Here is a 13256-nt window from a genome sequence, read left to right on the forward strand (position 1 = left end):
AAATAGTTAGACAGGTCCATTATTACCTTATGGCTATTTATACTGGGAAAGTGAATGATTTGAGCGTTATTTGCTTATTTCCCTGAATTCATGGACCCAGACGCGCATCGTTGGTAGCCACGGCATCCCGGGATGATACGATAAAATAGCTTGTTTATATTCTTCTAAAGTTTCAAATCCCTCTTGTTTAGCATGTTCATTATTCATATCCCCTAAAGCCTGTGAGTAGACGCGTTCAACAATAAAACTTTTTTCAGATAGATTCATTATTTCACCAATATCAGCATATCGACCATTTCGTCTTGTAGCAGTTTTTTTACCTTGAATGACTTTCTTAATATCCTCTGGTTTTGTTACTAGTCGGTCAATAGTGCAAGTTTTTGGCGGTAAGTCTTCATGCATTTTTTGCTGAGTCATAATCCTAAGCCCCCCATTAAAAATATTTACTAGGATTGACAGGATTATTGGTCGATATACCATGACTTATATGTTAGGAGATGATAGCTGAATAACGAAGGGGATTTGTTGGATGCAAAAATTTTTTCTTTATATGGGGACTGTTGATTTCCGTTCCAGGCGCTTCGCTTTCCGCGGGGCGGGCGGTGAGCCTCCTCGTCGCTAATGCTCCTGCGGGGTCTCACCTGTCCCGCTGCTCCCGCAGGAGTCTTCGCGCCTTCCACTCCAATCAACAGGTGTTAAAACTAATTTACACACCATCCCTCTATTGTCTAAAATCAAAGGCTGACTTCTATTTGAGTCAGCCTTTTTATAGTGCATTTAGTGAAATGATTGGTGAATCTATTTGCCATTTTTTTGCTTCTAGCTGAATGCTATTGTACTTCGACTGAAATTCTGCTGCTGGCAAAGGTTTACTAAAATAATAGCCTTGAATTTCATCACAGCGCTGTTGTTGTAAGTATATAACCTGCTCAACGGTTTCAACTCCCTCAGCAGTCACACTAAGTTGAAGATTCTGAGCCATCGTAATAATGGTTGATACGAGTGCTTTACTGTTTGGATCCTTTGTCATTTCCCGAATAAATGATTGATCAATTTTTACACGGTCTATAGGCAATCTTCGAATGTAGCTAAGTGAGCTGAAGCCGGTGCCAAAGTCATCAACACTAATCTTAACACCCAGTTGCTTTAGTTTATTTAGAATTTCAAGTGAGCGTTCAATATCCATTGTCATACTTTCAGTAATTTCCAATTCAATTAAATCCGGTTGAATACCAGATTCTTTAATGATCGAAGCAACAGTTGCATGCAAATTGGATTGGAGCAATTGGCGAGTTGATAGGTTAACAGATATCTTTATTGGTGGCATTCCGTTTTTTTGCCATGCCACACATTGATTGCATGCTTCTCGTAATACATACTCACCAATCGGGACTATTAGCCCGGTTTCTTCTGCAAATGGGATGAACTCTCCTGGCGGGACGAGCCCTTTATGTGGACTCAACCAACGTACTAAAGCTTCTAATCCGGTAATTGAACCTGTTTTAAGGTTTATTTTCGGCTGATAGTAGACAACGAATTCCTTTTTCTCTAAGGCTTTGCGGAGGTCGTTCTCAAGCACCAGCTGATTAACTGATTGGTCATTTTGATTCTCATAAATAGCATAACTCTTTTTACCATGCTCTTTGACGCGATACATAGCTCGGTCAGCATTTTTTATTAATCTTTCTGCATCAAGGCCATCTGTTGGATAAAAGGCGATACCGATACTAGCTGATACAGGTATTTCGTATTCTTTAATATGAAAAGGGGTTTCAAACATTTTAATGATTTTCTCAACTATTTGGATTGCCTCTTCACGGCAGTTGATTCTTGGGAGAAGGATCGAAAACTCATCCCCTCCAAACCGCGTTACAGTGTCATCTGCTCCTATTGTTCTTTCGAGCTTGTTTCCAACCTGTTTTAATAAAATATCGCCATTGGCATGACCCAAAGTATCATTAATTAGCTTAAACCTGTCTAGGTCAAGGAAAATAACAGCAAATATCGAATTGGGCTTTTTCTTTGACTTTTCAATAGTTGCATTTAAGCGGGTTTTAAATAAGCGATAATTTGCTAGGCCTGTCAAATAGTCATGGTAGGCAGAATATTGAAGCGATTCATACGCCTCAATTCTATCTATCGCGAGCGCTATTTGACTTGTGTAAGATGAAAGTGTCTCAACCATTTTCTCGGAAAAAAAGCCAGGACTCTTACTAGATACATTTAACGTTCCGATCGGTTTGTTTTTTGCAATAATTGGGAGAATTAACAGCGAGTGCATCCCGTCACTTAATAATTTTTTTCCAAAATAAGACAAATGCACTTCTTCTAGATTATTTTGAATGTAGATTTGCTCAGTATTAATAACTTTATGTATCGCGGTCGTTTCTTCGTCTAGCTCTACCGTTGTAACTTCATGATTTTGATTCAGTTCATGAAGGAATACGCGCTCCTGTTTACTCAGGATTGCTATAGAAATTTGGCTCGCATTACTCTGATGTTTAATACTTAATAAGATGTTTTTTAGTAATTCAATTCTGTCAATATTATCACTTAGAACAGTGGTGGAAATTTTTTGAAGTACTTCTAGTGTCGAAACCTTTTCTGATAAATCCTTCGTTGCCTTGTCGATTTCTTCAACTAATATTTTTTCGTGATTTTGGATCGTTTTGGTCATGTTATTAAAAGCAATAGCTAATTGTTTTATTTCGAAGATCTTATCCTCTTCAACTGCCACTTGGCGATTTCCAGCAATCATTTGATGGGTGGCAAGAATGAGCCTATTTATCGGTAATGCCAACCTTCGTGTAATTAAATAAGAGATGAAGAGTGACATAATGGATGTAGCTATCGTAATTAGAATGAAATCTTTATATAGCTCTTGCTGTTTTTCTTGAAGTGTGTCTGTTTTAAGCGCGATTTCCACTTCGCCAACATTTTCTTGGAAGTACTCTAATGGTACCTTTTCAACGATGACTTTTTCCTTATCAATGGTGGTATTTCCTTTTTGGATAATCGTTTTTCCACCAATATCTTTGATTCTTACATAAGTGATATTTGGTTCACTCAGTAAAGAATAGGCCAGTGGCGTAATTTGCGAATAGTCCTCTTTAAGCATATAGAGTCCGATAGCTGAATTTAGGGTATTCGCTGCAGTCGATCCCTCATTTTTTAAGGCTTTTTCAAGTTGGGATGATTCTTGAAACAGATTGATGGCACTAAAAGAAATGATTCCGGATAAAACCAGACTGTTGATGGCTAACCAAAATCGGAAGGCTAATTTATTGTGCCAGGTCATTGTTTTTAACCTCCTCTAGTTGCCTTAACCATTGCTGATAGTGGGCGGACTGCTCATTGCGCCCTACACGATCGGTAATTTCCTCCCATTCTTCCGCTGTTTTTTCTAGTGCTTGTTTCGCGGTTAATTTATGAAGTAGGGCAAAGGCGATATTATCATCTAGGACTTGCATGTATTCCCATCCGCTCGGGATCATCATATCTGCATTTGGATTTTTTAAACTATCTTTTACTGTTGATAATAATCTTTCATTGAGCTTTTCATTTGGGAATGCCCCTTTTCCACCAGTTGTGAAATGACTGTATCGAAATGGGTCATTTATCGTCTCTAGGCTTGAGATCGCTTCTTGACTTACTTTCTTTGAGGTGATGTACGAAATAACATCCCAAGCTTTTTCAGCTTTTGTAGATTTCTTTGAAATCGATAAAACGCGTCCAATCCATATTCCGCCTCGTGGGTTATTCGGATTCGCTGTGGGAACTAATGTCCATCCAACCTTATCCTGAACAGTTGAACCCCATTTCTCCGTATCATATGAAAAACGACCTGTATCACTCCATTGAACTGTCATCGCAATTTCGCCATGTAAAAAAGCGTTATTTAAATCAATCCAGTCATACATCGAATTAGGCGGAGTTGAGCCACTGTCGTTTAGATCAATCAATTCCTGTAAAGCTTGAATCCCCTCGTGAGTTGTAATTAACGGTTTCATATGCTCATCAAAATATCGTCCACCCATGGATGTGAATCGTTCTGCAAACCAGATGTAGCGTTTTGCTTCACCACCAAATATGGCTGTCCCATATAGGTCAATTTCGCCGTCCTTGTCTGTATCCTTTGTAAGAAATTTAGCAATTTGGTCATATTCCTCCCATGTCTCTGGAGGGGTTAATTCATTTCCGTACGTTTTTTTGTACTCTTCATTATATTTTTTAAAAATATCCTTTCGATAAAATAACAAATGGGTATCGCCGTCATAAACCATACCATAATCATGATTATTAAATTTCATATAAAGGTTGCGATACACTGGAAGAATATCGTCAATATCTTTTGTGCTTTTTATGTAGTCATCTAACGGGAGGAGCATGTCTCTTGTAACATATTCCGGTATTTTCCCTGGGAATAGAATGTAAATATCATATGTTTTTTTACTTGCAAATAAAAAATCTTCAAGATTGTCATTTAAGCGGCTTGGATAATGGTACTCAAGCTTAACGCCAAATTTCTCTTTAATGTTTTCTTCTTCTTTTTTAAACAAAGCAATCGAATCCTCAGAATCGGCAATGATGCTAATTGTGGATAATTTTTCAGTGGAGTCTTTTTTATTGTTAGCTGTATCATCAGATGAACAACTTGCTAGAAAGATGGTTAGCAGGATTAGAAATATTATTCTACTCTTCATAATAAAGTCTACCCCCATATTCGTCCTAGGTCTATTATATCAATTAAACCTTGTCAAGTACTGAAGTCACATACTTGTCAAAAAAATGACAAAATTATTAATATTATTCCCTTATATTATTTCGGTGTTTTAATTTGAGCGTTTACTGTTTCCCTTTTTAGCTTTTTTGTTCAATCGTGCATATTTTTTGAACAGAATGGGAAAATTTTATCAGTATACACAATTACCGTTAATAGATATTTGGGGGAAATATTGATGATTTTGAACAAAGAACAGCTAAGAGAAGAGGCACATAATACGGCGTTAAGTCATGACCCGTTTTTGCGCCGCAAGCCTTCATCCCAATTTTGGCGAGCGAATGAATCCGACCTTGAAAATCTACGAAGCTTTGTGAAAGATTTACGTGAAAATCGTTCCTCTTGTGCTCAACCAGCAGAAGAGTGGCTATTGGATAATGCGGAATTTTTAGAAGAACAGGTATTAGTTGTTAGTCAACAGCTTACAAAAGGATTCGTAAACGCCTTACCCCATTTAAGCAAAACTGGGGAATCAAGGGTTTTTTCTATTTGTATCGATTATCTTAATCACAATGATGGGAATCTGCATAAAGATTCATTTATCTCCTATTTACAGGCATATCAAGAAGTATCTGTTTTATCGATTGCTGAAGTATGGTCTTTGCCATTAATTATGAGAGTAGCATTGATTCGCCGTTTGTCAGGAACCATGAGTACCATTAAGGAACGGCGTGATGTATGCAAGCTCGTCGAGCAGTTATTGTCAGATATTGAAACATCTGAATTAACACCTGAAAAGCTTAAACAGGTTCTGGAGAATGCAGGACAAGAGATGCCTCTATCAGGTCCAATGATTGTCCATTTGGTAAAGCATCTCCGTGAACGAGCTGATTACTCGGCGACTGTTGGTGAATGGTTAATTTGTAAGCTGGAAAATGGTCCGGAAAGCTTGGATCACATTTTATCTTATGAGTATCAGCTTCAGGCTTCGTTCCAAGTGACGACTGGGAATCTTATTACCAGCATGAGAAGACTCTCTCGCTGGGATTGGGACGAAACCTTCGAGAAAGTCTGTATGGTCGAGCAAACACTGCGTAGTGAAAAAAGCGGTATATACGAAAAACTTGATTTCTCGAGCAGAAATAATTTACGAAAAAAAGTTGAAGTACTTGGACGCCGATTCAGGCTACCAGAAAATTTAGTAGCAACTGAAGCAGTTGAGCTTGCGGAGCAATATGTAAAGGTCTGTGCGGAAAATAATAGTGAGATAAATGAGCGGAAGTCGTTTGTTGCCTATTATTTGCTGGATGCTGAAGGAATTTCATTATTGCGTGAAGCATTAAAAAAATGCGGTAAACCTCGTGTCTTACCGGAATCGGGCTTATTCCGCAGGGCGACCGGAACCTATTTTAATACTTTGGCGGTATTTACAGTTATTTCACTTGTTGGATTTTTGGTGTGGATGGGCTGGAATTACCTCTTTAATCCGTTAGACATTGTGGTATTGGTAATTATTTTGCTAATTCCGGCTCTGGAATGGGCTGTTACCGCGACCCATTGGGTAATTGAAAGAGTTAAGCATCCAATGCCTTTACTTAGATTTGATTTCTCTAAAGGGATTCCAGAGGATGCCAAGACAATGGTAGTGATACCCGTTATATGGTCATCGTTGGAAGAGGTAAGTGAGGTAATCGATCGTCTCGAATTGCATTACCTTGCCAATCGTGATCCTCATATTCATTTTGCAGTCCTAGGTGATTTTAAGGATGCAGCAACAGAAACTGACATTGAAGATGAGCGCATTTTTGCTACAGCAAACAAAGGGATTTCTCGATTACGCAGAACATATCCAGAAACGACCTTTCATCTATTTCAACGGAAACGATTTTATAATGAACATGAAGGAGTATGGATGGGATGGGAGCGTAAACGCGGCAAATTAGTTGAGTTTGTTGAATTGATAAAAGGCAACAAGAATACAAGTTTCTATAAGGTAGAGGACTTGCAGTTACTACAACAGATTCGTTATATTATTACGCTCGATTCTGATACCCAATTGCCGTATGAGAGTGCACAAAGAATGATAGGTACTCTTCATTTACCATATAATCGTCCAAAATTAAACGAAACTAAAACTAGGGTCATTGAGGGCTATGGAGTATTTCAGCCAAGGGTTGGTATCAGTCATGAGTCAGCAATGAAGTCTCGTTTCGCTAGTCTTTGGTCTTCTGAACCTGGGATTGACCCATATGCTTTTGCCATATCTGATCCGTATCAGGATGGCCTAGAGCAAGGGATATTTACAGGTAAAGGGATTTTTGACGTTAATGCTTTTTCACAGGTACTTTGTGAGCGGATTCCTGACAATCGGGTACTAAGTCATGATTTACTTGAAGGGGGATTCTTGAGGGCAGGATTGTTATCTGATATTGAATTAATTGATAGTCATCCTGCTAAATTCAATACATATCAGAGACGCCAGCATCGCTGGATTCGGGGTGATTGGCAGCTACTTATCTGGTTATTACCAAAGTCTTCAAATAGACGGGGAGAACTCTTACCTGTTGATTTGTCTGTATTAACTCGTTGGCAAATTATTGATAATTTGCGTCGGAGCTTGCTATTGCCAGCATTACTAACGATTCTTCTATTAGCCATTACGATTTTACCTGGGTCGCCATTACGATGGATCGCTTTAATATCAGCGACATTATTTCTCCCGGTGATCCGTCAGTTATTTACAGTCAGTACCCTGATTCGAAGTCCAAAAAGTATCTGGAATACTTTTGCTCAAGTTCTTGTCACTTTGGTAACATTGCCATTTCAAGTAGTTCTGCACATGGATGGGATTTTTAGAGCATTGTATCGTTTGATATTTTCTAAAAAACGCTTGCTAGAATGGGTTTCTTCGAGTGAGGAAGACCGAAATAGTAAACAGAGCGGCTCTGCTGTCATGTTCGGAATGCTAGGCGGCTACATTCTGATTGGATTATTCTTTTTAGCAGCCATATTGAATCAAAGCATCGGAGTTAAAGTTATTGGCTTTATTTTAACAACGGTATGGCTTTTGGCTCCGTTTATTATTCATTGGCTTAATCAGGAGCTAAAACAGGAGAAGCTTAGTTTCTCAAAACAGGAAGAAGATGAGTTGCGGGAACTTGCTCAGCATATTTGGTCATTTTATGAAAAGTACGTATCAGAAGAAGATAATTGGCTTCCTCCCGATAACGTACAAATGGAGCCATCGAATGGAGTAGCGCATAGAACCTCACCGACAAACATCGGTTTGTATTTAACTTGTGCTCTAGCTGCACGTGATTTTGAGTTTATAGATACTGAGGGATTAATCGTTCGTATAGAGCGGACGATGAATACAATTGAACGTCTCGAGAAGTGGGAAGGTCATCTTCTTAATTGGTATGATACAGTCACGCTATACCCTCTCTCTCCAAAGTATGTTTCCACAGTGGATTCAGGAAATCTAGTTGGAGCTTTGATTACTGTAAAAGAGGGGTTAGCGGAATGGCTTGAGACTTATGGTGAGATGGATAAACCAATTAATCGACGTGGAGAAGATCGTGATGCACTGAAAATTGCCTTTTCTGAGGAGCTTACCCCTTTAGCATCTGGAAAGGTAGTTGGCGGACGGAATGAGCTGGAAAATTGGAAAGAACGGGGAAGTCAATTGCTGGATCGAATTGAAAAAATAATTCAAGCAACTGACTTTAAACCGCTATATAATCACAGCTCGAAACTGTTTTCGCTAGGATATCATGTTGAGCGCCATGAACTAGATGAGGTCCTATACGATTTAATGGCTTCAGAAGCAAGAATTGCTAGCTATGTTGCGATTGCGTTAGGACAAGTCTCTGTTTCGCATTGGAATACTTTGGGTAGGACGATGACGAAAGTTAGTGGTAATCCAGTATTACTCTCTTGGTCAGGTACCATGTTTGAATTTTTGATGCCATGGTTGATAACAAAGACGTACCAAAACACACTTTGGGAAACAACTTATCGTGCAGTTGTTCAAAGGCAAATTGACTATGCCAGGGAGCGGGAAGTTCCATTTGGTATATCGGAATCAGGCTACTATGCATTTGATTTTCAAATGAACTATCAATATAGGGCTTTTGGTGTTCCTGGCTTAGGCTTTAAGCGTGGACTTGAAGAGGATTTGGTCATTGCCCCGTATGCTACGATTATGGCATTGCCATTTGCGAAGGAAGAGGCGCTTAGTGCTTTAAAGAAAATTGAGAAACTTGATGGTCGTGGTGAATATGGATTTTACGAAGCAATGGATTTTACACCAAAACGTCTGCCTAAAAATAAGCAGCACGTTGTCATCCACAGCTTTATGGCTCACCATCAAGGAATGAGTTTGTTAACACTAGCCAATGTACTGCTACCAAGAACGATGATTGATCGTTTTCATCGCAATAAACAAGTTCGCGCTGCTGAACTCCTATTGCAGGAAAGAGTTCCAAAAAAACCAAAATATATTAAGCATCCTGCATTAAGCAGGGTACATGAACCGTATTCAAAATTAGATCGGGATCAAGCAACTGTGAGAGAGTATGTTTCACCTCACACAAAAGTTCCAGAAGTTTGTGTTTTATCAAACAGTTCATTTACCTCGGTTGTGACGACTTCTGGGAGTGGCCTTATGCAATACAAAGGCTTATCTGTATCAAGATGGCGCGAGGATCCAATTCTGGATTCTTGGGGTAACTATATTTATATTCGCGACATTTCAACAGACAAGCTTTGGTCTCCATCTTATCAGCCTTGCCAAGTTGAATCTTCAGAACAGCGGGTACAATTTGGATTGGATCATGCCTCTTTTATGAGAGTTGATGGTGATATTAAAACGTGTATGGAAATTTGTGTATCAGCAGATTGGAATGCAGAGGTTCGACGAATTTCGTTGACAAATACAGGCTCTGAACCGAAGGTGTTGGAGATTACTTCATTTGTAGAACTGGCATTAGCTAATCCTATTGCTGATGTTGCCCATACTGCTTTCAGCAAATTATTTATACGGACTTCATTTGATGCTGACTCGGGTTGTCTTGTAGCAGGGAGAAGACCTAGAGAAGAAAAAGACCAAGTTTTATGGTCTGCACATTCTCTAATTGTTGAAGGAGATACGCTTGGAACGATTGAATACGAAACGGACCGTTCTAGTTTTATTGGGCGAGGGTATCGACTTTCTGAGCCAAAAGGTATTAGAACAAGGCTTCGAGGAAGGGTTGGTTCAGTAGCAGATCCAGCATTTGTAATGAGACGCCGAGTTAGCATCAAGCCGGGAGGATCTGTTCAGCTTGCAGCAGTAACTTCAGTAAGTGAATTGCGAGAGGATGCAATTGATATTGTTCGTCGTTTTACACCGGATAGAGCAGTGGAAAGAGCATTCCAATTAGCCTGGAATCGCGGGCAGATAGAGCTTCGCAATTTGCAATTATCAAACCGAGCTGCTTCCGATTTTCAAACCTTGGCTGGAAGAGTGTTATATACTCCTCCATTTAAACAGGAGCGTATGCAAAGTATCATGGCAAATAGGAAAGGTCAGCCAGGTCTTTGGAGTTTTGGAGTTTCTGGAGATCGTCCGATTGTTATAGTCACGATTGAGAATCGAAGTCATATGCCATTTGTTCTGAAAATGTTAACCGGTCACGAATATTTACGGAGGCTGGGATTGCTGTTTGACTTAGTGTTTCTTAATGAGTCCGAAGAAGGCTATTATCAAAACCTGCAGGATGCGCTTCAGCAGGCCGCAGAGCATGGTGTTGATCGCTTTGGAGCAGGAATGTCTGGAGTTTATGTTGTCCCGGCTAATCGTTTAACGAAAGATGATAAGAATTTGCTTAGAGCAGTTGCTCGACTCGAATTTCGAGCAGGAGGACCTAGCATTTCCGCACAAATGCGTCTGCCGAAGAAAGAAATGGAGCTTCCTTTACCTGAGCCTTTCATTCCAAACCTGTCGGAACGAAAACATTATCAGCAGTCCGGGTTATCATTACTTGATGAAACGAAGGATTGGCTATATTTTAACGGGTGGGGTGGTTTTTCTTCTGATGGTAAGGAATATCGAATTATTATTAGAAATGGAAATCAATTGCCAGCACCTTGGGTTAATGTCCTTGCCAATAAACGATTTGGTTGCATAATCTCAGAGTTGGGCACCGGCTACACATGGTGGCGAAACAGTCGCGAATGTAAGGTGACACCGTGGTCGAACGATCCGGTCCTTGATCCTCCAGGGGAAGCTGGATTTTTACGTGATGAACAGAGCGGGGAAATATGGTCATTGTCACCATCGGCAATCCATAAACAGGAACCTTATAAAATCACACATGGAAAGGGCTACACTCGTTTTGATCATGAACAAAATGGCATCAAACACGATATGACTGTGTATGTACCGATTAATGATCCTGTAAAGATTATCAAAATTAATATCCAAAATACGTCAAACGAAAATCGAAGGATATCATTGACTTATTACGCTGAATGGGTATTAGGGGTGCAACGTAATGCGACAGCTCCGTATATTGTTACCGATTGGCTTGAGGAAGAGCAAATTATTATTGCTAGAAACCATTATCAAGAGACGTTCCGAGAGGCAACTGCGTTTTTGGGTGTATTTTCAGAAGGGCACTCAGCTCCGGATTTAACCTGGACTGGTGACCGTAATGAGTTTATCGGAAGAAACGGAACAATGGAGCAACCTGCAGCACTTTCGCGCCTTAATCTTTCTGGACAAATTGGCACACATTATGATCCATGTGGTGTTGTACAGACAAAACTTGAGCTAAGCCCAAATCAACAACAAACCATCTATGTATTATTAGGCTGTGAGGATTCTCATGAAGAGATTTTAAGTTTGGTTGGGAAATATAAACAGCCAAATGTTTGTGAACAAGCAATGGAAGAAATCCATCAATTTTGGGAGCATCATTTGGGGCAAATCCAGGTATCTACTCCATCACAGGAAACTGATTTTCTGCTAAATGGTTGGCTGTTATACCAGTCATTAGCATGTAGAATGTGGGCGAGAACAGCATTTTTCCAAGCAGGTGGAGCATTTGGTTTTCGCGATCAGTTACAGGATTCACTAGCTGTGCTTCATACAATGCCTGAGCGGACGAGGGAGCAAATTATTCTCCATGCTTCTCATCAATATATTGAAGGAGATGTTCAGCATTGGTGGCATGAAGAAACAGAGAGAGGTATTAGAACCACCTTCTCAGATGACTTGCTGTGGATGCCTTACGTTGTATCGCGCTATATGGAGCATACCGGTGATGAAACGATTCTATCAGAAACAGCGCCATTTCTTGTAAGTGAACCACTCAAAGAACATGAACATGAGCGCTATGAGGAAACAGTCGTATCCTCTGAAAGCGGAACGGTTTATGAGCATTGTTTGCGGGCAATCAAGAAAGCATTAAGCAGAATTGGGGAACATGGCCTTCCGTTAATTGGCGTTGGTGACTGGAATGATGGGATGAATCAGGTTGGTGTAAAAGGTCGAGGTGAAAGTGTCTGGCTCGGCTGGTTTATCTGTGATGTGCTGAACCGATTCATAGAAATATGTCAAAAGCAAGAGGATATCGAGCTTGCTGAGAGCTTTAAGAACTCCCGTCTTAAATTAATTGATGCTTTGAATGAGCATGGCTGGGACGGACATTGGTATCGCAGAGCTTTTCATGATGGTGGAAATTGGCTCGGTTCCATTGCAAATGAGGAATGTCGTATTGACGCGATCGCTCAAAGCTGGTCAGTCATCTCTGGTGGGGCACCAAAGGATAGAGCAATACAGGCAATGAGTTCATTTGACCGTGAACTGGTCGAGCGAAATCTTGGTGTGGTTAAATTGTTGACACCGGCATTTGATCGTTCTGAACCAAGTGCAGGTTATATACAAGGTTATCCACCAGGACTCAGAGAAAACGGAGCACAGTATACACATGGTGTCATTTGGAGCATTGTTGCTTGGTGTATTTTAAATGAAGGAGATAAAGCCCATGAGATGTTTTCGATGCTGAATCCAATGAACCATACACGAACTGATCGTGAAGTGATGACGTATACTGGTGAGCCTTATGCTATTGCTGCCGATGTTTATACTGCATCACCAAATGAAGGACGTGCAGGCTGGACCTGGTACACTGGAGCATCGGGATGGCTTTATCAAGCAGGTATCGAATGGATACTGGGAATTCGTCGAAGAGCGAATCGGCTTTATATCAATCCATGTATTCCACGGGATTGGCCAGGCTTTTCGTTTAAATATCGATTTGGTCAAACTTACTATTCCATTTCTGTGAAGCAAGAAGGCAAGGAAGAGCCGATGCTTTCTATCAATGGAGATATTGTTAATTTGACAAAGGATACAAAACCATCCATTGAATTAAAAGATGATGGGCAAGAATATAAGGTAGAGTTAATTATTTAAGCAAAAGACTTGTGAAATTCGTGTTTGACACTGCCAAACAAAATAGAAGGCATTACTAGGGCGCCATGCTCCAAT

General features: G+C 40.1%; 4 protein-coding genes. 1 reads left to right on the forward strand and 3 read right to left on the reverse strand.

The genetic code is table 11. The features are described from left to right. Positions 1-66: 66 nt before the first annotated feature. The 3 genes from HHO41_RS13505 to HHO41_RS13515 all read right to left on the reverse strand — a co-directional run bounded on the left by HHO41_RS13505 (position 67) and on the right by HHO41_RS13515 (position 4703). Positions 67-417, reverse strand: coding sequence for an ASCH domain-containing protein (locus tag HHO41_RS13505; protein ID WP_169099479.1), 351 nt, complete (start codon positions 415-417; stop codon positions 67-69). A gap of 349 nt (positions 418-766) precedes the next feature. After that, positions 767-3298, reverse strand: a complete 2532-nt coding sequence (locus HHO41_RS13510) for an EAL domain-containing protein (RefSeq protein WP_169099481.1) — start codon at positions 3296-3298, stop codon at positions 767-769. Beyond that, positions 3282-4703 (reverse strand): ABC transporter substrate-binding protein, encoded by a 1422-nt coding sequence (locus HHO41_RS13515; RefSeq protein ID WP_169099484.1) that lies wholly within the window; start codon positions 4701-4703, stop codon positions 3282-3284. The genes HHO41_RS13510 and HHO41_RS13515 overlap by 17 nt, the downstream gene beginning before the upstream one ends. A 255-nt stretch (positions 4704-4958) precedes the next feature. Between HHO41_RS13515 and HHO41_RS13520 the strand changes: the two genes are divergently transcribed. Further along, a complete protein-coding gene (locus tag HHO41_RS13520; protein WP_169099486.1) occupies positions 4959-13181 on the forward strand; it encodes a glycoside hydrolase family 94 protein in 8223 nt (2740 codons plus the stop codon). Positions 13182-13256 lie beyond the last annotated feature (75 nt).

This window comes from Bacillus sp. DNRA2, assembly GCF_012843265.1.
Taxonomy (GTDB): Bacteria; Bacillota; Bacilli; order Bacillales; family Cytobacillaceae; genus Bacillus_BU.

Coding starts and splice junctions, on each gene's coding strand:
- HHO41_RS13505 (WP_169099479.1), bottom strand. CDS start 417: ATGACTCAGCAAAAAATGCATGAAGACTTACCGCCAAAAACTTGCACT.
- HHO41_RS13510 (WP_169099481.1), bottom strand. CDS start 3,298: ATGACCTGGCACAATAAATTAGCCTTCCGATTTTGGTTAGCCATCAAC.
- HHO41_RS13515 (WP_169099484.1), bottom strand. CDS start 4,703: ATGAAGAGTAGAATAATATTTCTAATCCTGCTAACCATCTTTCTAGCA.
- HHO41_RS13520 (WP_169099486.1), top strand. CDS start 4,959: ATGATTTTGAACAAAGAACAGCTAAGAGAAGAGGCACATAATACGGCG.